Consider the following 21,537-nt stretch of genomic DNA (forward strand, 5'->3'; position numbering starts at 1 on the left):
CCCGCCCCCGCCCGCGCCGCGGCCCCGGGGGGGCGCGCGGCGCGCGGCCCCCCCCCCCCCCCCCCGCGCCTCAGACGCCGGCGGGCTGAATCTTCGGCACAGTGGGGCCATGGAGCGCAGAGGGCTGGACGCGTACGGGTACGTCGAGCGCGAGGGGTCGCTCGGCCGGGTGCAGGGCGCCTTCGCCCCGGTCGTCGCCGCCGCGCGCGGGCGGATCGGCGAGGCGTACGGGCAGCGGCTGCACAGCGCGTACCTGCACGGGTCCGTGCCGCGCGGCACGGCACGGCCGGGGCGGTCGGACCTCGGCCTGCTGCTCGCCCTGCACCGCGAGTGCGCCGACGAGGACCGGGACACCGCCGAGGTGCTGGCGCGCGGGCTCGACCAGGACTTCGCCGAGATCGACGGCGTCGGCATGCTGCTCCACGGCAAGGACACCCTGCTGAGCGAGCGGGAACGTTACGGCCTCGGCTGGTTCCTCGCCTGCCTGTGCACCCCGCTGCTCGGCGCGGACCTGGCCGAGCACCTTCCCCGCTACCGCCCGGACAGCCTGCTCGCCCGTGAGACCAACGGCGATCTGGCCACCGTGCTCCCCCGGTGGCGGGCCGGGGCGCAGGCCGCGTCGACCCCCGCCGAGTACCGCGAGCTCAGCCGGGACGTCTCGCGACACCTGGTGCGCACCGGGTTCACCCTCGTGATGCCCCGGTGGGGCGGCTGGACCGGCGATCTCGCCGAGTCCGCGGAGATCTTCGGGCGGTACTACCCGGAGCGAGCGGCGCAGATGCGGGCCGCGGCCGCGGTGGCGCTGGATCCGGCCGAGGACCCGGCCGTGCTGTACACGTACCTGGATGACCTCGGCCCGTGGCTCGCGGACGAGTACACGGCACGGCACGGAACGAAGACGCCCCGCTAGCCGGCTCGTGCTGTGAACGGAAAGGTTTGCCGGTGGGCCCGCGGCGTTCCCCCGGCTACCGCCGTGGAGGTGCCCCCAGGTGCGGTGCCTCGCAAGGCGGAGGGCCGCGGCTCGTACCGGACGTACGTGCGCGGCCAGACGGCCTAGGGGGTGTCCGTCAGGGCCTCGACCGCCTGCTTCGCCTCGGCCAGACCCGCCCCGGTGACCCGCCGGTAGACACGGATGGCCTCGATCGTGCGGCCGTCGCGCACGAGCGCCCGTACCTCGTCCAGTCCGGCCGGCTCCGGCTCCTCGATGCCGAAGTGGTCCAGGACCAGGCCCAGCTGCCGCTCCAGCCGCTCCGAGCGCCGCTCCAGGGCCTTCATCCGCAGGGTCACCGTCGAGGTGATCCACGCGGCCGTGCCGATGAGCGCGAGCAGCAGGAACAGCGTGGTCATTCAGGTCCCCCCGGGATCAGTCCGTGATCTTGAAGGTACTCTAGCTGCGCCCGTACGGACCATTCCGCGGCCGGCCACAGCGAGCGGTCCACGTCCGCGTAGACGTGGGCGACGATCGCCTCGGGGGTGACGTGGCCGTTCTCGACGGCGGTCTCGACCTGGGCGAGCCGGTGTGCGCGGTGGGCCAGGTAGAACTCCACCGCACCCTGCGCGTCGTCCAGGACCGGTCCGTGCCCCGGGAGCACCGTGTGCACGCCGTCGTCGACCGTCAGCGAGCGCAGCCGGCGCAGGGAGTCCAGGTAGTCGCCGAGGCGGCCGTCGGGGTGGGCGACGACGGTGGTGCCGCGGCCGAGGATCGTGTCGCCGGTCAGGACGGCCCGGTCGGCGGGCAGGTGGAAGCTGAGCGAGTCGGCGGTGTGGCCGGGGGTCGGGACGACGCGCAGCTCCAGGCCGCCGGCCCGGATCACGTCGCCGGCGGCCAGCCCCTCGTCGCCGAGGCGCAGGGCGGGGTCCAGGGCGCGGACCTTGGTGCCGGTGAGCTCGGCGAACCGGCCCGCGCCCTCGGCGTGGTCGGCGTGGCCGTGCGTGAGGAGGGTCAGCACGATCCGCTTGCCCGCCTGCTCGGCGGTCTCCACGACCGCGCGCAGGTGCACGTCGTCCAGGGGGCCGGGATCGATGACGACGGCTTCCGCGGAGCCGGGCTCCGAGACGAGCCAGGTGTTGGTGCCGTCCAGGGTCATCGCGGAGGCGTTGGGGGCCAGGATGTTGACCGCGCGGGCGGTGGCGGGCCCTGAAGTGACGATCCCGCGGGGCTGTCCGGGCAGAGCGGCGGCACTTGTCACGGGGTGCCTCCGGGGCGGACGTGCTTGGTGAACTCGTCGTGGCCCGGCCAGCTGAGCACCAGTTCGCCGTTCTCCAGCGAGGCCTGGGCCAGTACGGGGGTCAGGTCCTGGGCGGTGGCCGCGGTGAGGGCGTCGGCGGCGCTCCCGTACGGCTCGAGGGAGCGCAGGGTGGAGATGGTGGGCGGCATCATCAGCAGCTCGCCCTTGTCGTAGCCGTCGGCGGCGTCCGCGGGGCGGATCCAGACGGTCCGGTCGGCCTCGGTGGAGGCGTTGCGGGTGCGCTGGCCCTCCGGGAGGGCCGCGACGAAGAACCAGGTGTCGTAGCGGCGGGGCTCGAACTCCGGGGTGATCCAGCGGGCCCAGGCGCCGAGCAGGTCGGAGCGCAGCCGCAGACCGCGGCGGTCGAGGAACTCGGCGAAGGACAGCTCGCGGGCGACGAGGGCCGCGCGGTCGGCCTCCCAGTCGTCGCCGGTGGTGTCGCCGACGACGGTGTCGGCGGTCTCGCCGGCGAGCAGGACGCCCGCCTCCTCGAAGGTCTCGCGGACGGCTCCGCAGACGATGGCCTGGGCGGTGCGGGGGTCGGTGGCGAGGCGGGCCGCCCAGTCGTCCCGGCTCGGTCCGGCCCAGCCGACGAGGTGGTCCCCGTCGCGGGGGTCGACCCCGCCGCCGGGGTAGGCGTACGCGCCGCCCGCGAAGGCCATGGAGGCCTTGCGGCGCAGCATGTGCACGACGGGGCCGGCGGCGGTGTCGCGGAGCAGCATGACGGTGGCGGCGCGTCTGGGCTCCACCGGGGTGAGGGAACCGTCCATGAGGGCGCGGATCCGGTCGGGCCACTCGGGCGGGTACCACTGCCCGCCGACGGGGGTGGCGCCGTGCGCTCCGGATACTCCGGGTGTCTGCTGCTGTCCCTGCTCACCGTTGGGCATGCCGGGATGCTACGGCCATCCGGCCCGATGTTCGAGGCCCACTCCCCCGCCCCCATCCCCGCCCGCGGAAACGCGTACAGCCCCCGCCGGGAGTCGGCAGGGGCTGACGGGGAAGTCGTGCGGGTCAGGCTCCGGGGACGAGTTCGACCTGGATCTCGACCTCGACGGGGGCGTCCAGCGGGAGCACCGCCACGCCGACCGCACTGCGGGCGTGCACGCCCTTCTCGCCGAGCACCGCACCCAGCAGCTCGCTCGCACCGTTCAGCACACCCGGCTGGCCCGTGAAGTCCGGGGCCGAGGCCACGAAGCCGACGACCTTCACGACGCGCGCGATCTTGTCGAGGTCGCCGATCACGGACTTCACCGCGGCCAGGGCGTTCAGCGCGCAGGTCGCGGCCAGTTCCTTGGCCTGCTCCGCCGAGACCTCCGCACCGACCTTGCCGGTGAGCGAAAGGCTGCCCCTGACCATCGGGAGCTGCCCCGCGGTGAACACGTACGCGCCGGACCGCACGGCCGGCTGGTACGTGGCCAGCGGCGGGACGACCTCCGGCAGGGTCAGGCCGAGCTCGGCCAGCTTCGCGTCGACGGCGCCGCTCATCCCTTCTCCCGCTTGAGGTAGGCCACGAGCTGCTCGGGGTTGTTCGGGCCGGGCACGACCTGGACGAGCTCCCAGCCGTCCTCGCCCCAGGTGTCCAGGATCTGCTTGGTGGCGTGGACCAGCAGCGGGACCGTCGCGTATTCGAACTTCTTGGTCATGGGGGCGAGCGTATCGCCTGTCGCAGTGGGGGTCCCCCCGGCCGGAGGTTGGGGGGAGGCTCATGCGCAGCCCGAGGGGCGAGTGGTTAGGCTCAGACGCTGTGAGCAGGCTCCAGGTGGTCAGCGGCAAGGGCGGAACCGGAAAGACCACGGTCGCCGCGGCACTCGCGCTCGCCCTCGCGCGCGAGGGCGGACGGACGCTTCTGGTGGAGGTCGAGGGCAGGCAGGGGATCGCACAGCTCTTCGGGGCGGAGGCGCTCCCGTACGAGGAGCGGAAGATCGCCGTCGCCTCGGGCGGCGGGGAGGTGTTCGCCCTGGCCATCGACGCCGAGCGGGCCCTGCTGGACTACCTCCAGATGTTCTACAAGCTCGGCTCCGCCGGCCGCGCGCTCAAGAAGCTCGGCGCCATCGACTTCGCGACGACCATCGCGCCCGGGCTGCGGGACGTACTGCTGACCGGCAAGGCGTGCGAGGCGGTCCGGCGCAAGGACAAGGCCGGCCGGTACGTCTACGACCACGTGATCATGGACGCGCCGCCGACCGGGCGGATCACCCGCTTCCTGAACGTCAACGACGAGGTGGCGGGGCTGGCCCGGTTCGGGCCGATCCACAACCAGGCGCAGGCCGTCATGAAGGTGCTCAAGTCCCCGGAAACGGCCGTCCACCTGGTCACGCTGCTCGAGGAGATGCCCGTCCAGGAGACCGCCGACGGGATCGCCGAGCTCGAGGAGGCCGGACTGCCCGTGGGGCGGGTCGTCGTCAACATGGTGCGGCCGCACCACCTGGACGAGGACACCCTGCGCGCCGCCGCTGGCGAGCGCCGCGCCGGCGTGGCCAAGGCCCTGTCCCGGGCGGGCCTGGGCGGCGCGCGCCGCGGCGGACTCGCGGAGCGGCTGGTGGACCCGCTGCTCGCGCAGGCCGCCGAGCACGCGAGCCGGGTGGAACTGGAGCGCGCGCAGCGCACCGTACTGGAGCAGTTGGACGTGGCGACGTACGAACTCCCCCTGCTCGGCACGGGGATGGATCTGGCCGGGCTGTACGAGCTGGCCTCGGAGCTGCGGAAGCAGGCGGGCGAGGAATGAGCGGGGCCGGCACGAGCACGACCGTGAGCGCGGGCACGAAGGCGGGCATCGGCATGGACACTCACCCGCGGCTGGCCGTGGACCGGCTGCTGGACGACCCGGGAACGCGGATCATCGTCTGCTGCGGCGCGGGCGGGGTCGGCAAGACGACCACGGCCGCGGCCCTGGGCGTACGGGCGGCGGAGCGCGGGCGGAAGGTGGTCGTGCTGACCATCGATCCGGCGCGGCGGCTCGCCCAGTCGATGGGGATCGACTCGCTGGACAACACCCCGCGCAGGGTGAAAGGGGTCGACGGCGGCGAACTGCACGCCATGATGCTCGACATGAAGCGGACCTTCGACGAGATCGTCGAGGGCCACGCGGACGCCGAGCGGGCGGAGGCCATCCTGGCCAATCCCTTCTACCAGTCCCTGTCGGCCGGGTTCGCGGGCACGCAGGAGTACATGGCGATGGAGAAGCTGGGCCAGCTGCGGGCCCGGGACGACTGGGACCTGATCGTCGTGGACACCCCGCCGAGCCGGTCCGCGCTGGACTTCCTCGACGCGCCGAAGCGGCTGGGGTCCTTCCTGGACGGGAAGTTCATCCGGGTGCTGATGGCTCCGGCGAAGGTGGGCGGCCGGGCCGGGATGAAGTTCCTCAACGTGGGCATGTCCCTGATGACCGGCACGCTCAGCAAACTGATGGGCGCTTCGCTGCTGAAGGACGTGCAGACCTTCGTGGCGGCGATGGACACGATGTTCGGCGGTTTCCGCACCCGCGCGGACGCGACGTTCCGGCTGCTACAGGCTCCGGGTACGGCCTTCCTGGTGGTCGCGGCGCCCGAGCCGGACGCACTGCGGGAGGCGGCGTACTTCGTGGAGCGGCTGGCCGCGGAGCAGATGCCGCTGGCCGGGCTCGTACTGAACCGGGTGCACGGCAGCGGCGCCGACCAGCTGTCCGCCGAGCGGGCGTTGGCCGCCGCAGAGAATCTTGAAGAAGGCGGCATTGTCGATCAGGAGTCCGGGAAAGCTGGACTTCGTGACGCGGCCGCGGAGGACGCCGACACCACGGGCGCTCCCGAGACCGAGACCGGCTCCCCCGAAGCCGATGCCCATGCCGACTCAGACCCAGCCACGGAGCCAGACGCCGAAGCGGAAGCCGACGCCGATGCCGACGTGGACGAGATCACCGCAGGACTGCTGCGCCTGCACGCCGAACGGATGCAGGTGATCGCGCGCGAACAGCGCACACGCGATCGCTTCACCTCGCTGCACCCCGAGGTGGCGGTGGCCGAGGTGGCCGCCCTGCCCGGCGATGTGCACGACCTCGCCGGGCTACGGGCCATCGGAGAGCGACTCGCGGCCGGGGTTCCGGCCGGAGCGTAGGCGTTCGTACGATGCCTCCTGGTGCGGAGGCTGTCGTACGCGGGACCGCGCGGGTGGGTCTACCCGGCTGCCGCGTACGTCTCGTACGGAACGTCGATCTCCGCATCGACATCCACGGTGAGGATGCCCGTACTGCGCTCGTACTCCGTGCGGGCGGTTTCGAGCAGCCGTCGCCACGAGGTGACGGTGGGGCGCCGGCGCAGCAATGCGCGACGTTCCCGCTCGGTCATTCCGCCCCATACTCCGAACTCGACACGATTGTCGAGCGCGTCGGCCAGGCACTCGGTCCGCACCGGACATCCGGTACACACCGCCTTGGCCCTGTTCTGTGCCGCTCCTTGAACGAACAGTTCATCCGGATCGGTAGTGCGGCAGGCTGCCTGCGCACTCCAGTCGGTAACCCAGCCCATCCCGGCGCCGTCCTCTCCCGAATCGAGGCTCCCCCACGGCGGTAGCGGCATATTCACCGCTGCCAGTTGAGGACGTTACGGAAGGCGGGCACGGCGCAACACCCCCGACGGGCCCAGTCTTGAATGGTCCGAACGGACTATGGGTAAGCGGCAGATCACCCGACGGAGTGATCCGGCGACATCCCGGACTATTCCGGCAATTCGGGTGGAATCGGCGGACCATGAGTGAAGGACCGTCAGAGTGAGGGGCGAGATTCGGACATATGTCCACCCCATTCGGGAAGGGTGAAAATCAAGCCGAGGGGTTGATGTCGCACCGCACTGCTGTGACAGTTGGGGACAGCTTAGGCCAAGGCATTCGCGCGTGTCCGGTGAATGAGAACGTAGGCTGCCCTCCATGGGAAAGAAGCGCTCGGGCGCCGGGCTCACGGGGCCGCAGCAGGCCGCAAAGTTCCTCGGGGTGTCCGTTCTCTCCGGAGTTGTGCTGGCCGGTATCGCGATCCCGGGCGCAGGCGCCCTGGGGCTCGCCGCCAAGGGCACGGTCGAAGGATTCGACGAGATCCCGGCCAATCTCAAGACACCGCCGCTGAGCCAGCGCACGACGATTCTGGACGCCGAGGGTGGCTTGATCGCCACGGTCTATTCACGAGACCGTCAGGTGGTCCCCCTCACGGCCATCTCCCCGTACATGCAGAAGGCGATCGTCGCGATCGAGGACTCGCGTTTCTACGAGCACGGCGCGATCGACGCGAAGGGCATCCTGCGCGCGGTCAACCGCAACGCGCAGGAAGGCGGAGCCGCGCAGGGCGCCTCCACGCTGACGCAGCAGTACGTGAAGAACGTCTTCGTCGAGGAGGCCGGCGACGACGAGACAAAGGTGCGCGAGGCCCAGGAGAAGAGCCTGGGGCGCAAGATCCGCGAGCTGAAGTACTCGATCCAGGTCGAGGAGGAGCTCGGGAAGAAGAAGATCCTCGAGAACTACCTCAACATCACGTACTTCGGCCAGCAGGCATACGGAATCGAATCCGCCGCTCAGCGCTACTTCAGCAAGCCGGCCAAGGACCTGACCCTGGACGAGTCGGCACTGCTGGCGGGCGTCGTGCAGTCGCCGAGCCGGTTCGACCCGGTGAACGACGTGCAGGAGGCGATGAAGCGCCGGAACGTCGTCCTCCAGCGGATGGCCGACATGAAGGACGTCTCGCAGGCGGAGGCGGACGAGGCGAAGAAGAAGCCGGTCACGCTGAAGGTGACCCGGCCGAAGAACGGCTGCATCACCGCGGTCAAGGGCGCCGGCTTCTTCTGCGACTACGTGCGCAACACGTTCCTGACCGACCCGGTGTTCGGCAAGACCCGCGAGGAGCGGGCCAAGCTCTGGAACCAGGGCGGCCTGACCGTGCGCACGACGCTGGACCCGCAGTCGCAGGAGTCCGTCAACCAGTCGATCAAGGACCACGTCAACCAGGACGACAGGGTCGCCACGGCCGTCACCCTGGTGCAGCCGGGCACCGGCCGGGTGCTCGGCATGGGCCAGTCCAAGCCGTACGGCTTCGGCAAGAACGAGACGCAGATCAACTTCTCCGTGGACAAGCGGATGGGCGGATCGAACTTCGGCTTCCCGACCGGCTCCACCTTCAAGCCGTTCGTCGCGGCCGCGGCCCTGGAGCGCGGCATTCCGCCGACGAAGGTGTACACCACCCCGCAGGAGATGGAGTACCCGAGCGGAGTGCAGACCTGCGGCGACAAGCCCTGGGTCAACACCGAGCACGCCCGGGTGCCGAACGAGTCGGAGTCCGAGTTCGGCGCGTACAACCTGAAGGACGCGATGGCCAAGTCGGTCAACACGTACTTCGTCGAGATGATCGCCGAGACGGGCCTGTGCCCCGTGACCGAGATGACCACCAAGCTCGGCGTGATCCCGGCCGACGGGTCGAAGCTCCCCCAGGTCCCGGCGATCGCGCTCGGCACCGAGGGCATGTCCCCGCTGACCATGGCGAACGCGTACGCGACCTTCGCCAACCGCGGCGTGTACTGCACCCCCGTCGCCCTCGAGTCCATCACCGACTCGCACGGCAAGTCGGTGGCCGTGCCGAAGTCCCAGTGCGACCGCGTGATGGAGGAGAAGACCGCCGACACGATCAACACGCTGCTGCTCGGCGTGGTCGACTCCGGTACGGGTACCGCCGCGGGTCTGACCGACCGGCAGAACGCGGGCAAGACCGGCACCACCGACAGCCGCTACAACGCCTGGTTCGTCGGGTACACGCCGAACATGGCCGGCGCGACATGGGTCGGCTCGGGCGGCTCCAAGCAGGTGTCGATGGAGAACATCACCATCGGCGGCGAGTACTACGACAAGGTCTACGGCGGCGGGCTGCCCGGCCCGATCTGGAAGCAGGCGGTCACGGGCGCGCTGTCGGGCCGGGAGGCGCCGAACTTCTCCACGGTCAGCATCCCGGAGACCGGGGTACCGGCCGGCGGCGGCCGCCCCAACCCGAACCCGAACAAGCCGGGTAAGCCCGGCAAGCCGGGCGGCGAAGGCAAGCCCGGCGGCCGCCCCGGCGGCCAGACCGCGGCGGGTGCCACGGGCGGTGCGACGGGCGGCATCACCCCGACGAACCCGTTCCCGGACATCACCCCGCAACCGGGCGCAATCGGCGGACCCGCGGGCCCGTAGGCGCATGGACAAACAAGGAGGGGCCCGGCCGCAAAGCGACCGGGCCCCTCCTGTCGGTTCTGCTCAGGCGAGGTGCTTCTTGACGGCGGCGGCGACACGGCCGCCCTCCGCCAGCCCGGCCACCTTCGGGTTCACGATCTTCATGACGGCGCCCATGGCCCGCGGCCCCTCGGCACCCGCGGCCTTGGCCTCCTCGACGGCCTGCGCCACGATCGCGCCGAGCTCCTCGTCGCTGAGCTGCTTGGGCAGGTAGGTGTCGAGGAACTCGCCCTCCGCCGTCTCGCGCGCGGCCTGCTCGGGACGACCGCCCTGAGCGAAGGCCTCCGCGGCCTCGCGGCGCTTCTTCGCCTCCTTGGCGATCACCTTGAGGACCTCGTCGTCGGAGAGCACGCGCGCTTCCTTGCCCGCGACCTCCTCCTTGGTGATGGCGGAGAGGGTCAGGCGCAGCGTGGACGAGTGCAGCTCGTCGCGCGCCTTGATGGCGGTGGTGAGGTCTTCCTGGAGCTTGGCCTTGAGCGTGGTCATGACCTGAGTCTGCCAGGTGGAGGGGCAGTGGCGCCCGCCGGTTTCCCGGGTCTGCGACGATGGGGCCATGCGTGCGCGTTACGGAGTACCCCTGAAGGTCACCGCCTCGATCGCGGCGGTCGGGGCCGCCGGTGTGGCCTATGCCGCCGGTTTCGAGGCGCGGTCGTTCCGGCTGCGGCGGATCACCGTGCCGGTCCTCCCCGCCGGGATGCGCCCGCTGCGCGTACTCCAGGTCTCCGACATCCACATGGTCGGCGGGCAGCACAAGAAGCGCGCCTGGCTCCAGTCCCTGGCCGGTCTGCGCCCGGACTTCGTCGTGAACACGGGCGACAACCTCTCCGACACAGAGGGCGTCCCCGAGGTGCTGGACGCGCTGGGCCCCCTGATGTCCTTCCCCGGCGTGTACGTCTTCGGGTCGAACGACTACTACGGGCCGCGGCTGCGCAACCCCGGGCGCTACCTGATCGAGAAGGTCCAGGGGCGGCACGGGCTGAACGGCAACAAGCCGGTCGTCGGCGCCGTGCACAACCCGTGGGAGGAGATGCGGGACGCCTTCGACGCGGCGGGCTGGGTCAACCTCACCAACACCCGTGGCCACCTGAAACTGCCGGACCTGGAACTGGCCTTCACCGGCCTGGACGACCCGCACATCAAGCGCGACCGCTACGAGCAGGTCGCGGGCGGGCCGGAGGCGGACGCGGACTTCTCGATGGCCGTCGTGCACGCCCCGTACCTGCGCGTCCTCGAGTCCTTCACCGCCGACCGGTACCCGCTGATCCTGGCCGGGCACACGCACGGCGGGCAGCTCTGCATCCCCTTCTACGGGGCGCTCGTCACCAACTGCGACCTGGACGCGAAGCGGGTGAAGGGGCTCTCCACGCACGAGGCGAACGGCCACCGCTCCTACCTCCACGTCTCGGCGGGCTGCGGCACGAACCGCTACACGCCGGTCCGCTTCGCGTGCCCCCCGGAGGCGACCCTCCTGACGCTGACCCCGAAGGCATGACCGACGCCCCGGGCGCGCCGCCGGCCCGGGGTCGCCGACCCGACGCACCCCCGCTCCGGCGGCCCGGGTCCTGATCACGCCCCGGGGGCCCGCCGCCTGCCACCCGCACCGCTTCGGCCCCGCGAACGCCGCGATCCCGGGTCCCGCCGCCCCCGCGCCGAGCCCGCCCAGGTCACGGCGAACCGCTCCCGCCGGGCCCCTCGCGAAAACCGGATTTCGTCTCCGGCCGAGGGTCCGCTAAAGTAATCGATGTCGCCAGGGCAGCAACACTGCAAGGCGGCGATCGGGGTGTAGCGCAGCTTGGCAGCGCGCTTCGTTCGGGACGAAGAGGTCGTGGGTTCAAATCCCGCCACCCCGACTTCGTAAGACCAGGTCAAGGGCCTGATCCGCATCGCGGATCAGGCCCTTCCTGCATGTGGGCGAAGATCGCGCCCGAATCCCCCGAGGCACCGTCGGGGACGCCCGCCGAGGGCGGAGGCGGCCTGGGCTGCGCGCTCCGGGTGCCGATCGGGCCCACGCTTTCTGCCGCGTCCGGGTGATCAGGGGGCGGGGAATGACGTCGGAGCCCTCGGAGTGCGTATGCGGCGTCCGCGAGGAGTGCCGCCCCGGTGCCGGGGGGTGGCGGTGCGCGTCACGGACTTCGAGTCCTCCAGGCCTGGCAGGCCCGCACGCCCGTGGTCGTCGTACCGACCACCCATCCGCACCGGGACCTCGCCGAGGCGCAGGCGGCGGGCGTCTCGATGGTGATCTACGCGGACCACGCGCTGCGCGCCTCGGCGGGCAGCGCACCCGCGATTCGGCCGTGCGCTGGGGCGAGTTGGCGCTCGCGGCCGGATACCGCACGGGACGGGTCTGCCGCACGGTCAAGGAAGTCAGCTCCCCACTGGCCGAGATCGAGGGGCTACCCGGCCCGCACCCGGTGGCCCTGCACATCGGGGGTGGGGAAACACCGCCGCGGGTGACGTCGGCGCACTCCGACGCCGAGGTCAGGGCCCGCTTCCAGGCCGCGGCGACCGAACCCCGGAAGGACGACCTGCCGTGACCGTCATCGCCCATGTCAGCGATCTGCACCTGGACCTCCCGGAGCGCGCCACGCAGCGCGCGCTCACGGTCATGAACTACCTGCGGGACATCCCCGGCCCCCTCGACGCCGTCCTGGTCTCCGGCGACATCGCCGACCACGGGACGGCGGACGAATACACCCAGGCCCGCGAGCTGTTCGACCTGCCGTACCCGGTGCTGGTGCTGCCCGGCAACCACGACAGGCGGGGAGCGCTGCGCACCGGCCTGCTCGACGGCAAGCCGGAGGACGAGGAGCTGAACCAGGTCGTCCGCACGCCCGGAGCCGTCTTCCTGCTGTGCGACTCGACGATCCCGGGCAGCGACGAGGGCCTGCTCAGCGACCTCACCCTGCGGTGGCTGGACGGGACCCTGACCACCGAGGGCGCCGAACTGCCCGTCTTCGTCTGCTTCCGCCACCCGCCGGTCGACCTGCACACCCCGTACGTGGACCGGGTCCGGCAGTTCGGCGAGGAGCGCCTCGCCGCCGTGCTGGAACGGTACCCGCAGGTCGTCGCCCTGCTGTGCGGGCACGCGCACGTCGCCGCGGCCACGACGTTCGCGGGCCTTCCGCTGCTCGTGGCGCCCGGGGTCGCCTCGACCGTCCCGCTGCCCTTCGAGGGCCGTCCCGCCGTGGACTACGAGCTGGCCCCGGCGCCGGCGTTCCACGTACTCGACGACCGGCGGCGGCTGGTCACGCACTACAGGGTGCTCGGCCAGCCGCATTCCTGAACGCTGAGAGAGGCCATACGAAGAGTCCTGATCGCCCACCGCGGTGCGGTCGCGGCCCGGGCCGTCGACACCTTCCGCACGCGGGGAGGGTCACCGATCGCCGTCGTCGCCCTGTCGGCCCCCCAGCGGCTCCACACGCCGGCCGCGGACGGGTGCGAGTACCTCGAGGGCACCGGGCTCGCGGAGACGTACGACCACGCGGGCCGGATCGTCGACGTGGCCCGGCGCTGCGGCGGCGACGCGGTCTACCCGGGCTACGGGGCCCAGATCGGGCTGCCCGTCATCCTCACACCGGTCACCGGCCGCGGCGGCCGCGGCGGGTGGCACCCCGTGGAGGCGCGGCCGCCGCGCCGACGCGTGCAGGTTCTCGCCACCGGCGCCGAAGATCTCAACCGGTGACGAGGCAGAACTCGTTGCCCTCCGGGTCGACCATGCTCTGGAAGGAGCCCTGGTCGTCGGTGACCGTCCCGCCGACCCGGGAGGCCCCCAGGGTCACGGCCCGCTCGGTCGCGGCCGCGATGTCGTCGACCGCGAGGTCGAGGTGGAGCCGGTTCTTCACCGACTTGCCCTCGGGCACCGGCTGGAACGCCAGCCGTGCGGTCCCCGGCAGCTCCACGTGCGACCAGCCGCGGGCCCGGTGCACGGGTTCGGCCCCGAGCAGCCGGGCCCAGAAACGCACCAGGGTCCTCGGCTCACGGCAGTCCACGACGATCTGCTGCAGGCTCACACGCATGGCCGCGAGCCTACGCGGCGCTCCCCGACCCGGCGGCCAGGGAGGCGAGTTCGGCCCGGCTCAGCGCGAGGAAGGCGGCCGATGCCCGGACCTCCACCCCGCGCTCGTCCGCCACCGCCCGGAGGTGGTCGAGGACCGCCCCGACCGTGGGGAGGGAGCCGAGCGGGCGCAGCAGCCACAGGCGGCCCGGCGGCCGGTGCGGGAGGCCGAGCTCCGCGAGGACCTCCTCGGCCTCCCAGTCGAGGTCGTGCAGGTCGGGCTCGGCGAGCGGGGCGGCCTCCACGTCGGTGATGTGCCCGTGGCCGTCCAGCCGGGTCTCCACCGCCCAGTGGGTGGAGCGGTCCGGGATCCAGGTCCGGGCCGCCGGCGGCCACACGTACGGGAGGAACACCCACAGCATGTCCTCGGGCGCGGGCTCCCAGCCGAGCACCTCCAGCTCCCGGACCTCGGGCAGCCGGTCCGGCTCCTGCTCGCTGCGGCCGGTGCGGCGCAGTGCGAGCGGGTGCGGTGTTCCGTCCTCGTCCCACGACATGCGCGCAGGCTACCGCCGGCGGTCCCGCCCGGTCGGCGACGTGGCCGGGGAGGGACGCGGGGCGGGTCACCGGGACCCGGGCACCGCGCGGGGTCGCGGGCACCGCGCAGGGTCGCGGGCACCGCGCAGGGTCGCGGGCACCGCGCAGGGTCGCGGGCACCGCGCAGGGTCGCGGGCACCGCGCAGGGTCGCGGGGGTCGCGCAGGGTCGCGGGGTCGCGAGGTCGCAGGGGTAGCGAGGTCGCAGGGTCGCGGGGTCGCAGGGTCGGGGGATCCCTCAACCCTGTCTGTCGAGCGGGTTGGCCTTGATCCGCTGCTCCGCGCCGCCCGCGACATAGGCCGCCGCCGCGCAGTCGGGCTTGCGGACGGCCTGGTCCTCGACCAGGGCGAGGAAGGACGCGCCGAAGTCCAGCCGGGGGTGCGCCTCCAGCAGGGCCGCGGTGAACGCCGGATCGAACTCGGCGACGCGCAGCCCCGAGACATCGGCGCTGGTGCCGACCTGGAGGAGGTGGCTCTCGACGTCCTCGGCCGCCGTGACGTCGTCCCGCATGTGCCGGACGATCACCTCCTCCGCGCGGGCGCGCCGGTCCGCGGGCCAGCCCAGGCCCGCGGTCAGGACGCGGGCGACATGGCCGCCCGCTTCCTCGAAGGGCAGCGTGTGGCTGTCGAACGGCGCGGTCAGGCCCAGGTCGTGGACGAGCGCGCTGACGTAGAAGAGCTCGTCGTCGTACGAGAGCCCGTGCCGGGCCGCGTACTGCGCGCCGAAGGCGTACGAGCGGATCGAGTGGTTCAGCAGGCTCGCGTCCGCGTACTCCGCCGCGATCTCCAGGGCGGCCCGCCCCGATGCGGTGTCACGTGTCCATGTCGTCATGGGCGTGAGCCTACGGCCGCCGGAAATCCACCTCCGACGGCGGCTCCCCCGGCCAGTTCAGCCGGGTCGGCGCCGGCGGCGTCTCGGCGAGGACCGACCCGCGCGAGACGACGTACCGCGGCCGGACCTGGCGGCGGACCGCCTCGGCGGGGGTCTCGGCCGGAAGCAGCACGAAGGAGGCGGGCGCGCCCTCGGCGATGCCGTACTCCGCCGCCGTCAGGCCCAGTACCCGCGCCGCACGCTCCGTCACCATCTCGAAGGCCAGCGGGATTTCGTCCGCTCCCGTGAGCTGCGCGGCGTACAGCCCGACGAGGGCGGTCTGGAGCGGGTTGGCGGTGCCGAGCGCGTTCCAGGGGTCCATCACGTCGTCGTGGCCGAAGGCCACGTTGACCCCGGCCGCCAGCATCTCCTTGACCTGGGTGAGCCCGCGCCGCTTGGGGTAGCCGTCGAAACGGCCCTGGAGGTTGAGGTTCGCGAAGGGGTTGGCGACCATGTTGATTCCGGAACGCGCCAGCAGCCGCTGGAGTTTGAAGCTGTACGCACCACTGTAGGAGCCCATCGCCGTCGTGTGCGAGGCCGTCGCCCGCTCCCGCAGCCCCGTGCGCAGCGCGAGCGCGGCCAGCACCTCCACGAAGCGGGACTGCTCGTCGTCGATCTCGTCGCAGTGCGCGTCCACGCGCAGGCCGTGCTCCTCGGCCACCGCGAAGGCGATGCCCAGCGACGCCACCCCGTCCTCCCGGGTGTCCTCGAAGTGCGGGATCGCCCCCACCACGTCCGCACCGCGCCGGGCCGCCTCGCGCAACAGCGCCTCGCCGTCCGGGAAGGAGACGATGCCCTCCTGCGGGAAGGCGACGATCTGCAGTGTCATGAACTCCCGGACCCGGTCGCGGACCTCCAGCAGCGCGTCCAGCGCGGTGAGTGCCGGGTCGGTGACGTCGCAGTGCGTCCGTACGTGCAGCACGCCCTGGGCCGCCTGCCAGCGCAGCACCTCCGTGGCCCGCGCGACGACGTCCTCGCGGGTCAGGGTCCGCTTGCGCTCGCTCCAGCAGGCGATGCCCTCCCACAGCGTCCCGGAGGCGTTCGGGCGCGGCTCGCCGGCGGTCAGGGCCGTGTCCAGGTGGATGTGCGGTTCGGCGAACGGGGCCGAGAGCAGCCCGCCGTGCGCCTCGATCAGCACGCCGGTGGCCGGCGGCTCCTTCTGGTCGTCGTACGGGATCACCCGCGCGATACGGCCGTCCTCGGCCACCTCGACGTCGGACAGGCCGGCGCCCGCAGTGTTCGGGGCAGTCAGCAGCCGGGCGCCCCGGACGATCATCCGCATGCGGCCAGCGTACGACCGCGGCCCGTGGTTTCCGGGGGAAACCACGGGCCGCGACCGGTGTCGCGTCCCGGCGAACGGGACATCCGGGGGCAGCGGCTCAGCCGCGCTTGGCCTGAGCCTTCTGCTGCATGCCCCTCGTCTTCGCGGAGACGGAATGCACGTCTCTGACCGCAGCCTTGGCGCGCGCCTCGGCCGCCGTGTTCTTCGCCCGCTCACGCTCGCGTTCCGCGGCCTGTGACGTGCCGGTACGAGCCTTCTTGGCCATGATCACTCCTCCTCGGGACACACCCGGAGGGCCTACGCCCTCCACTGTCCCTCCGTTCGGAGGAGGCGGCATCCGGGGCGAGGGTCAGCCGCGCCCGCCCTTGCGGCGCTGCTCGCGCATCCGGTCTTCCTTCAGGGCCTCCGTCTGGGCCAGTCGGACGTCCTCGACCAGCTGCGCCGGTTTCTGCGGGGTCCTGGACTCCGACGACCGAAGGTTCTCCTGAGTCGGCTCCTTGCGCTTCTTCGCCATGATCGCTCCTCACTGGAAAACGGCTGGGTGGGACCCCGCCCACGCTGCCTCCTCCCGCTCTTCACGACCATCCGGCAGCGCCAATCGGGTTACATGGGGGGTATGAATGACAACACGGCCATGCCTGACTGGGAGAAGCGCTTCCGGGCCCCGCGCGTCGGGCTGCCCGACTGGGCCGAGGACGCACCGGACCGCTCGCTCTTCGTCTCGAACGCCACCGGCACGTACGAGCTCTACGCCTGGGACCGCGCCACCGGCACGCAGCGGCAGGCCACCGACCGCCCCAACGGGACCACCGACGGAACCCTCTCCCCCGACGGCGAGTGGATCTGGTGGTTCTCGGACACCGACGGCGACGAGTTCGGCACCTGGGTGCGCCAGCCCTTCGCGGGCGGCCCCGACGAGCCGGCCACCCCCGGGCTGGAGCCCTCGTACCCCGGCGGGCTCGCCATCGGCCGCGACGGGACGTCGGTCGTCGGCCGCTCCACCGACGAGGAGGGCTCGACCGTCCACGTGGTGCGGCCGGACGGCTCGGAGCCCGTGGTGATCTACCGGCACCGGGAATCGGCCGGCGTCGGCGACCTCTCCCACGACGGGACCCTGATCGCGATCGAGCACACCGAGCACGGGGACGCCATGCACGCGGCGCTGCGCGTGGTCACGCTCGACGGCGCCACGGTCGCCGAGCTCGACGACTCCCGGGGCGGCACCGTGGAGCTGGGTCTGGAGGTGCTCGGCTTCGCGCCGGTCTCCGGCGACACCCGGCTGCTGGTCGGCCACCAGCGGCGCGGCCGCTGGGAGCCGATGGTGTGGGACGTGGCCACCGGAGCCGAGCAGGACCTGGCGATCGAGCTGCCGGGCGATGTGAGCGCCGAGTGGTACCCGGACGGCTCCGCCCTGCTGATCGCGCACGGCTTCGAGGCGCGCAGCGAGCTCTGGCGCTACGACCTGGCCGCGCAGGAGCTCGTCAAGGTGGACACCCCGCCCGGTACGGTCGCGGGCGCGACGGCCCGCCCCGACGGCACGGTGGAGTACCAGTGGTCCTCGGCGGCCGAGCCCTCGGCCGTACGGTCCACCGCGGGCGGGGTCGTGCTGGATCCCCCGGGGTTCCGGCCGCCCGGCTCGGTGCCGGTGGAGGACTTGTGGGTGGAGGGCCCCGGCGGGCGGATCCACGCGCTCGCGCAGCGGCCCACCGGCCACGGCGACGGCCCCTTCCCGACGATCTTCGAGGTGCACGGCGGGCCGACCTGGCACGACAGCGATGCCTTCGCGGCGACCCCGGCGGCCTGGCTGGACCACGGCTTCGCGGTCGTCCGGGTCAACTACCGGGGCTCGACGGGGTACGGCCGGGAGTGGACCGACGCCCTCAAGCACCGCGTCGGCCTGATCGAGCTCGAGGACATCGCGGCCGTCCGGGAGTGGGCGGTGGCCGCCGGCCTCGCCGACCCGGCGCGGCTGGTGCTCTCCGGCGGGTCCTGGGGCGGCTACCTGACCCTGCTGGGCCTGGGTGTGCAGCCCGGGGCCTGGGCCGTGGGCCTGGCCGCCGTACCGGTCGCCGACTACGTCACGGCGTACCACGACGAGATGGAGGCGCTGAAGTCCCTGGACCGCACCCTCTTCGGAGGCACGCCGGAGGAGGTCCCGGACCGCTTCGAGGCGTCCTCTCCGCTCACGTACGTCGACGCGGTGAAGGCCCCCGTCCACATCGCGGCGGGCGTCAACGACCCGCGCTGCCCGATCCGGCAGATCGAGAACTACGTCGACCGGCTGGCGGCGCGCGGGGCGGTGCACGAGGTGTACCGGTACGACGCCGGGCACGGCTCGCTCGTCGTGGAGGAGCGGATCAAGCAGGTCCGGATGGAGCTCGAGTTCGTGCAGAAGCACCTCCCGTAGCCCTCCCGTAGCCCTGCCGCAGCCCTCCCGCAGCACCTGCCGTGGCGCTGCCGCAGGGCGGCGGCCCGCCCCGGCCCCGAAGATCCGGTGCACCCCCCGTACGGTGGTGGGGTGCACCGGTTTCTCCTGACCCCGCGCTGGTGGGGGATCAACGTCTTCGTCGCGCTCGCCGTCCCCCTCTGCCTGTTCATGGGGACCTGGCAGCTCGGCCGCTTCGAGGACCGCGTCGCCACCCACCGGGAGGCGGCGTCCGAGCGGCCCGCAGCCGGGGCGGCAGCGCCGCTGGAGTCACTGCTCCCGGTCGACACGAAAACATCCGGACGCCTCGCCTCCGCCTCCGGCGAGTACGCCGAGCAGCTGCTGGTCCCCGACCGGCAGCTCGACGGCAAGAGCGGCTTCTACGTCCTCACCCTGCTCAGGACCGACTCCGGCAAGGCCGTCCCGGTGGTCCGGGGCTGGCTGCCGGGCGCGGCGGACGCGGCGAGGGCTCCGGCCGCGCCGACCGGGCGGGTCGAGGTCACCGGGGCACTGCAGTCCTCGGAGAACTCCACCACCAAGGGCGTGCACGCCGAGGGCGGCCTGCCGGCCGGACAGCTCGGGGTGATCGGGGCGGCCTCGCTGGTCAACCTCGTGCCGTACGAGCTGTACGACGCCTGGCTGACGGTGCAGACCCCGGCGGACGGGCTGACCCCGGTGCCCGCGCAGGCGCCGAGCAACACCGGGCTCGACCTGAAGGCCTTCCAGAACCTCGGATACACCGGCGAGTGGTTCGTCTTCGCCGCCTTCGTGCTGTTCATGTGGTTCCGGCTCTACCGCCGCGACGTGGAGACCCTGCGCGACGCCGAGGCCGGGCTGCTGCCGGAGCCCGCCGACCGGTCGGCGGAGCCCGCCCCGGACGCTTCTGCTGCGGCTACGGCTTCTGCTGCGGCTACGGCTTCGGCGCGTCCAGCGGAATGACGCCGGTCCGGTAGACCGTCCCCCCGCAGGCCGCGGGGATCGTCGTCTGCGTGGTCGGCGCACCCGGCAGCGCCGTGTTCGGCGTGTGGGTCACCGCCACCCCGGTCTTGTCCGGGGCGGTACCGCCGGTGCCCGGCTCCGGGCCCGTCGCGGCGGGCGCGGCGCCCGACGTGCGCTGCCCGCTGTCCGGGGCGCCGCCCACCGGGGGCTTGGGCCCCGGGTCGGGCGAGGCCGCCGGGCAGGACTGCGCCGAGGGCACCCATGCGAAGCGGACCTCGTACGCCGTGTACGGCTGGAGCAGCAGCAGCGGAGTCTCCGCCGACGGGTCGGGCAGCCCGGCCGCCGGGTCCCCCGCCGTGTGGCCGACCACGGTGACCCCCGAGCCCTGGCCGGGCGCCGAGGCCGTCACCGAGGCCGCGGTCACGCTGTCCGGGCCGATGACGGTGCAGCCGCGTGCCGAGACGTTGGTGACCTTGAAACTGCCGTACACCTTGCCGTCGGCCTCCGGGGCCTTGGCATTGCCCTGCACGCCGAGCTGCTCCGCGCTGCATCCGGGCACGCCGGGTGCCGCCGGCGGGGGCAGCGGGCCGGTACCGGCCGAGGCGCCCACCGAGGCGCCCGCGGTGGCCGGGCCGGCCGTCCCGCCGCCGGTCGGGGATCCGACCTGCTGGTCCGCCTTTACGCCGGCGCCGCCCGGCTCGATGCCCTTGCCTGCGGTCTTCGCCGACTCGGACGGGGCGCCCGCGCCGTTCTGGTGCGGGTCGGAGGTGCTCCCGCCCGCCGTGGCGCCGGGCTCCTCGTCGTGCCCGGCCATGGCGGAGTGGTCGGTGGCGGCGCCCTCGCCCCCGGTGATGTGCAGGTGCAGGGCCGCCGGGATGGCCGTCCCGGCCAGCAGCACGGCCGCCGCAGCCCCGACGAGGGCCTGCCGCTTGCGGGTCCTGCGTACGGGGACGGCGTACCGCAGACGCTCCAGCGCACCCTCGGAGGGCTCCAGGCCCTCGACGGCTCCGCGCAGCAGGCTCCGCAGCGCCCGTTCCTCGCTCGCCCCGCCCGGCGGAGTGTGGTCGTCCATCATGACTGCGCAGCCTCCATCGCCACCCGCAGCGCGGCAATGCCCCGCGATCCGTACGCCTTGACCGAGCCGAGCGAGACGCCGAGCGTCTCGGCGACCTGGGCCTCCGTCATGTCCGCGAAGTACCGCAGCACCAGCACCTCGCGCTGACGCCGCTGGAGTCCGCGCATCGCCTTGATGAGATCGTCCCGCTCCAGCTGGTCGTACGCGCCCTCCTCGGCACTGGCCATGTCCGGCATCGGCTTCGACAGCAGCTTGAGGCCGAGGATGCGGCGACGCAGCGCGGAGCGCGAGAGGTTGACGACGGTCTGGCGCAGATACGCCAGTGTCTTGTCCCGATCGCGAACCCGGTTGCGGGCCGAGTGGACGCGGATGAACGCCTCCTGGACGACGTCCTCGCAGGAGGCGGTGTCGTCGAGGAGCAGCGCGGCCAGGCCGAGCAGCGAGCGGTAGTGGGCCTGGTAGGTCTCGGTGAGGTGGTCGACGGTGGTGCCGGCGACGACGGCCGGCTCCGCAGCGGCGGACTCCTCCTCTCCGCTCCCTGCGGCCTCCGCGCTACCGCGGGGCGCGGGCACGCGGCCGCCCCGGGTCGGTACGGCGGCGGGCGCGGCGACCTGCGTCGCGGACGGCGTCGGGGAGGGCGCGGCGATCGGGGGCGCCGCGGACGGCATGGACGGCGGGACGGGAACGATCACCGGGTGGCCGCCGGGCGCGGGCACACGGGAAGGCCGGCGCGGCGCACTGATTGCGCTGCGCGCCGGTACGACGGCGAAGTCGAGAAGTGCCTCTGCCACGCCAGTTGGACACGCGTCCCCCCACCAGGGTTGTACGCGCGAGGCAGCCTCACCAGCAAAATCCCCATTGCCCTCATGCGTACCCGCTCTTCCTGATTGCCCCGCCCGTCCAGGCGGCAGTCAGGCCA

The 21,537-nt window shown here is 72.8% G+C and carries 25 protein-coding genes and 1 tRNA gene; 11 read left to right on the forward strand and 15 right to left on the reverse strand.

The genetic code is table 11. The annotated features are described in order from the left end of the window. Nucleotides 1-109: 109 nt before the first annotated feature. The gene (locus tag AB0I68_RS05160; RefSeq protein WP_363175815.1) at nt 110-910 is read left to right on the forward strand and encodes a nucleotidyltransferase; all 801 of its coding nucleotides are present in this window, start codon (nt 110-112) and stop codon (nt 908-910) included. A gap of 143 nt (nt 911-1,053) precedes the next feature. On the opposite strand, the gene AB0I68_RS05165 is transcribed toward AB0I68_RS05160, so the two are convergent. The 5 genes from AB0I68_RS05165 to AB0I68_RS05185 all read right to left on the reverse strand — a co-directional run bounded on the left by AB0I68_RS05165 (nt 1,054) and on the right by AB0I68_RS05185 (nt 3,871). Next, a complete protein-coding gene (locus AB0I68_RS05165; RefSeq protein ID WP_363175816.1) occupies nt 1,054-1,347 on the reverse strand; it encodes a hypothetical protein in 294 nt (97 codons plus the stop codon). Beyond that, on the reverse strand, nt 1,344-2,189 hold the full coding sequence (locus AB0I68_RS05170; protein WP_363175817.1) for an MBL fold metallo-hydrolase: 846 nt from the start codon (nt 2,187-2,189) through the stop codon (nt 1,344-1,346). Before AB0I68_RS05170 ends, AB0I68_RS05165 begins: the two co-directional genes overlap by 4 nt. Next, nucleotides 2,186-2,998, reverse strand: a complete 813-nt coding sequence (locus AB0I68_RS05175) for an NUDIX hydrolase (RefSeq protein WP_363176107.1) — start codon at nt 2,996-2,998, stop codon at nt 2,186-2,188. The genes AB0I68_RS05170 and AB0I68_RS05175 overlap by 4 nt, the downstream gene beginning before the upstream one ends. A gap of 241 nt (nt 2,999-3,239) precedes the next feature. Next, complete coding sequence (locus tag AB0I68_RS05180) at nt 3,240-3,713, reverse strand: RidA family protein (protein WP_363175818.1); 474 nt, start codon at nt 3,711-3,713, stop codon at nt 3,240-3,242. Then, complete coding sequence (locus AB0I68_RS05185; protein ID WP_363175819.1) at nt 3,710-3,871, reverse strand: DUF4177 domain-containing protein; 162 nt, start codon at nt 3,869-3,871, stop codon at nt 3,710-3,712. The genes AB0I68_RS05180 and AB0I68_RS05185 overlap by 4 nt, the downstream gene beginning before the upstream one ends. A gap of 101 nt (nt 3,872-3,972) precedes the next feature. Between AB0I68_RS05185 and AB0I68_RS05190 the strand changes: the two genes are divergently transcribed. Together AB0I68_RS05190 and AB0I68_RS05195 are read left to right on the forward strand one after the other, a co-directional pair. Continuing rightward, nucleotides 3,973-4,953, forward strand: coding sequence for an ArsA-related P-loop ATPase (locus AB0I68_RS05190; protein WP_363175820.1), 981 nt, complete (start codon nt 3,973-3,975; stop codon nt 4,951-4,953). 53 nt (nt 4,954-5,006) lie between these two features. Continuing rightward, the gene (locus AB0I68_RS05195; RefSeq protein WP_363176108.1) at nt 5,007-6,317 is read left to right on the forward strand and encodes an ArsA family ATPase; all 1,311 of its coding nucleotides are present in this window, start codon (nt 5,007-5,009) and stop codon (nt 6,315-6,317) included. Nucleotides 6,318-6,376: 59 nt separating this feature from the next. On the opposite strand, the gene AB0I68_RS05200 is transcribed toward AB0I68_RS05195, so the two are convergent. After that, nucleotides 6,377-6,727, reverse strand: coding sequence for a WhiB family transcriptional regulator (locus tag AB0I68_RS05200; protein WP_030299276.1), 351 nt, complete (start codon nt 6,725-6,727; stop codon nt 6,377-6,379). A 397-nt stretch (nt 6,728-7,124) separates the two neighbouring features. Here AB0I68_RS05200 and AB0I68_RS05205 point away from each other — a divergent pair, with 397 nt between their 5' ends. Then, nucleotides 7,125-9,401 carry a transglycosylase domain-containing protein gene (locus AB0I68_RS05205; RefSeq protein ID WP_363175821.1) on the forward strand — a complete coding sequence of 759 codons (2,277 nt, stop codon included), beginning with the start codon at nt 7,125-7,127 and terminating at the stop codon, nt 9,399-9,401. A gap of 63 nt (nt 9,402-9,464) precedes the next feature. Here the strand turns inward: AB0I68_RS05205 and AB0I68_RS05210 are convergent, their stop codons facing one another. Continuing rightward, nucleotides 9,465-9,926: a GatB/YqeY domain-containing protein gene (locus tag AB0I68_RS05210; RefSeq protein WP_363175822.1), complete on the reverse strand. Its 462-nt coding sequence runs from the start codon at nt 9,924-9,926 to the stop codon at nt 9,465-9,467. Between the two features lie 67 nt (nt 9,927-9,993). On the opposite strand from AB0I68_RS05210, the gene AB0I68_RS05215 reads away from it, so the two are divergent. The 5 genes from AB0I68_RS05215 to AB0I68_RS05235 all read left to right on the forward strand — a co-directional run bounded on the left by AB0I68_RS05215 (nt 9,994) and on the right by AB0I68_RS05235 (nt 13,122). Continuing rightward, a complete protein-coding gene (locus AB0I68_RS05215; protein WP_363175823.1) occupies nt 9,994-10,932 on the forward strand; it encodes a metallophosphoesterase in 939 nt (312 codons plus the stop codon). A gap of 284 nt (nt 10,933-11,216) precedes the next feature. Further along, nucleotides 11,217-11,290: transfer RNA gene (locus tag AB0I68_RS05220), tRNA-Pro, on the forward strand. A gap of 444 nt (nt 11,291-11,734) precedes the next feature. Then, entirely contained in the window at nt 11,735-11,974 is a 240-nt protein-coding gene (locus tag AB0I68_RS05225; RefSeq protein ID WP_363175824.1) for a hypothetical protein, read from the forward strand. After that, a complete protein-coding gene (locus AB0I68_RS05230; protein WP_363175825.1) occupies nt 11,971-12,723 on the forward strand; it encodes a metallophosphoesterase in 753 nt (250 codons plus the stop codon). Before AB0I68_RS05225 ends, AB0I68_RS05230 begins: the two co-directional genes overlap by 4 nt. A gap of 27 nt (nt 12,724-12,750) precedes the next feature. Further along, nucleotides 12,751-13,122 (forward strand): biotin carboxylase N-terminal domain-containing protein, encoded by a 372-nt coding sequence (locus AB0I68_RS05235; RefSeq protein ID WP_363176109.1) that lies wholly within the window; start codon nt 12,751-12,753, stop codon nt 13,120-13,122. Here AB0I68_RS05235 and AB0I68_RS05240 read toward each other — a convergent pair. The 6 genes from AB0I68_RS05240 to AB0I68_RS05265 all read right to left on the reverse strand — a co-directional run bounded on the left by AB0I68_RS05240 (nt 13,112) and on the right by AB0I68_RS05265 (nt 16,693). Continuing rightward, nucleotides 13,112-13,456, reverse strand: a complete 345-nt coding sequence (locus AB0I68_RS05240; protein ID WP_363175826.1) for a VOC family protein — start codon at nt 13,454-13,456, stop codon at nt 13,112-13,114. The genes AB0I68_RS05235 and AB0I68_RS05240 overlap by 11 nt on opposite strands. Before the next feature lie 10 nt (nt 13,457-13,466). Further along, nucleotides 13,467-13,988: a DUF5956 family protein gene (locus AB0I68_RS05245; protein WP_363175827.1), complete on the reverse strand. Its 522-nt coding sequence runs from the start codon at nt 13,986-13,988 to the stop codon at nt 13,467-13,469. Between the two features lie 276 nt (nt 13,989-14,264). Next, nucleotides 14,265-14,858 carry an HD domain-containing protein gene (locus tag AB0I68_RS05250; RefSeq protein ID WP_363175828.1) on the reverse strand — a complete coding sequence of 198 codons (594 nt, stop codon included), beginning with the start codon at nt 14,856-14,858 and terminating at the stop codon, nt 14,265-14,267. A 10-nt stretch (nt 14,859-14,868) separates the two neighbouring features. Next, complete coding sequence (codA, locus tag AB0I68_RS05255; protein ID WP_363175829.1) at nt 14,869-16,179, reverse strand: cytosine deaminase; 1,311 nt, start codon at nt 16,177-16,179, stop codon at nt 14,869-14,871. Nucleotides 16,180-16,276: 97 nt separating this feature from the next. Then, nucleotides 16,277-16,444 (reverse strand): hypothetical protein, encoded by a 168-nt coding sequence (locus AB0I68_RS05260; RefSeq protein ID WP_363175830.1) that lies wholly within the window; start codon nt 16,442-16,444, stop codon nt 16,277-16,279. A gap of 84 nt (nt 16,445-16,528) precedes the next feature. Then, the gene (locus AB0I68_RS05265; protein ID WP_363175831.1) at nt 16,529-16,693 is read right to left on the reverse strand and encodes a hypothetical protein; all 165 of its coding nucleotides are present in this window, start codon (nt 16,691-16,693) and stop codon (nt 16,529-16,531) included. A 93-nt stretch (nt 16,694-16,786) separates the two neighbouring features. Here AB0I68_RS05265 and AB0I68_RS05270 point away from each other — a divergent pair, with 93 nt between their 5' ends. Together AB0I68_RS05270 and AB0I68_RS05275 are read left to right on the forward strand one after the other, a co-directional pair. Then, the gene (locus AB0I68_RS05270) at nt 16,787-18,586 is read left to right on the forward strand and encodes a prolyl oligopeptidase family serine peptidase (protein WP_363175832.1); all 1,800 of its coding nucleotides are present in this window, start codon (nt 16,787-16,789) and stop codon (nt 18,584-18,586) included. Between the two features lie 111 nt (nt 18,587-18,697). Beyond that, on the forward strand, nt 18,698-19,543 hold the full coding sequence (locus AB0I68_RS05275; RefSeq protein WP_363175833.1) for an SURF1 family protein: 846 nt from the start codon (nt 18,698-18,700) through the stop codon (nt 19,541-19,543). Here AB0I68_RS05275 and AB0I68_RS05280 read toward each other — a convergent pair. After that, complete coding sequence (locus AB0I68_RS05280; RefSeq protein WP_363175834.1) at nt 19,515-20,618, reverse strand: hypothetical protein; 1,104 nt, start codon at nt 20,616-20,618, stop codon at nt 19,515-19,517. The two genes, AB0I68_RS05275 and AB0I68_RS05280, sit on opposite strands and share 29 nt — an antisense overlap. Further along, nucleotides 20,615-21,409 (reverse strand): SigE family RNA polymerase sigma factor, encoded by a 795-nt coding sequence (locus tag AB0I68_RS05285; RefSeq protein WP_363175835.1) that lies wholly within the window; start codon nt 21,407-21,409, stop codon nt 20,615-20,617. Before AB0I68_RS05285 ends, AB0I68_RS05280 begins: the two co-directional genes overlap by 4 nt. Nucleotides 21,410-21,537 lie beyond the last annotated feature (128 nt).

Origin of the sequence: Streptomyces sp. NPDC050448 (assembly GCF_040655295.1) — a bacterium.
Lineage (GTDB): Bacteria > Actinomycetota > Actinomycetes > Streptomycetales > Streptomycetaceae > Streptomyces.

Coding starts and splice junctions, on each gene's coding strand:
- AB0I68_RS05160 (WP_363175815.1), top strand. CDS start 110: ATGGAGCGCAGAGGGCTGGACGCGTACGGGTACGTCGAGCGCGAGGGG.
- AB0I68_RS05165 (WP_363175816.1), bottom strand. CDS start 1,347: ATGACCACGCTGTTCCTGCTGCTCGCGCTCATCGGCACGGCCGCGTGG.
- AB0I68_RS05175 (WP_363176107.1), bottom strand. CDS start 2,998: ATGGACGGTTCCCTCACCCCGGTGGAGCCCAGACGCGCCGCCACCGTC.
- AB0I68_RS05180 (WP_363175818.1), bottom strand. CDS start 3,713: ATGAGCGGCGCCGTCGACGCGAAGCTGGCCGAGCTCGGCCTGACCCTG.
- AB0I68_RS05185 (WP_363175819.1), bottom strand. CDS start 3,871: ATGACCAAGAAGTTCGAATACGCGACGGTCCCGCTGCTGGTCCACGCC.
- AB0I68_RS05195 (WP_363176108.1), top strand. CDS start 5,007: ATGGACACTCACCCGCGGCTGGCCGTGGACCGGCTGCTGGACGACCCG.
- AB0I68_RS05200 (WP_030299276.1), bottom strand. CDS start 6,727: ATGGGCTGGGTTACCGACTGGAGTGCGCAGGCAGCCTGCCGCACTACC.
- AB0I68_RS05205 (WP_363175821.1), top strand. CDS start 7,125: ATGGGAAAGAAGCGCTCGGGCGCCGGGCTCACGGGGCCGCAGCAGGCC.
- AB0I68_RS05210 (WP_363175822.1), bottom strand. CDS start 9,926: ATGACCACGCTCAAGGCCAAGCTCCAGGAAGACCTCACCACCGCCATC.
- AB0I68_RS05215 (WP_363175823.1), top strand. CDS start 9,994: ATGCGTGCGCGTTACGGAGTACCCCTGAAGGTCACCGCCTCGATCGCG.
- AB0I68_RS05240 (WP_363175826.1), bottom strand. CDS start 13,456: ATGCGTGTGAGCCTGCAGCAGATCGTCGTGGACTGCCGTGAGCCGAGG.
- AB0I68_RS05245 (WP_363175827.1), bottom strand. CDS start 13,988: ATGTCGTGGGACGAGGACGGAACACCGCACCCGCTCGCACTGCGCCGC.
- AB0I68_RS05250 (WP_363175828.1), bottom strand. CDS start 14,858: ATGACGACATGGACACGTGACACCGCATCGGGGCGGGCCGCCCTGGAG.
- codA (WP_363175829.1), bottom strand. CDS start 16,179: ATGCGGATGATCGTCCGGGGCGCCCGGCTGCTGACTGCCCCGAACACT.
- AB0I68_RS05260 (WP_363175830.1), bottom strand. CDS start 16,444: ATGGCCAAGAAGGCTCGTACCGGCACGTCACAGGCCGCGGAACGCGAG.
- AB0I68_RS05265 (WP_363175831.1), bottom strand. CDS start 16,693: ATGGCGAAGAAGCGCAAGGAGCCGACTCAGGAGAACCTTCGGTCGTCG.
- AB0I68_RS05270 (WP_363175832.1), top strand. CDS start 16,787: ATGGGGGGTATGAATGACAACACGGCCATGCCTGACTGGGAGAAGCGC.
- AB0I68_RS05280 (WP_363175834.1), bottom strand. CDS start 20,618: ATGATGGACGACCACACTCCGCCGGGCGGGGCGAGCGAGGAACGGGCG.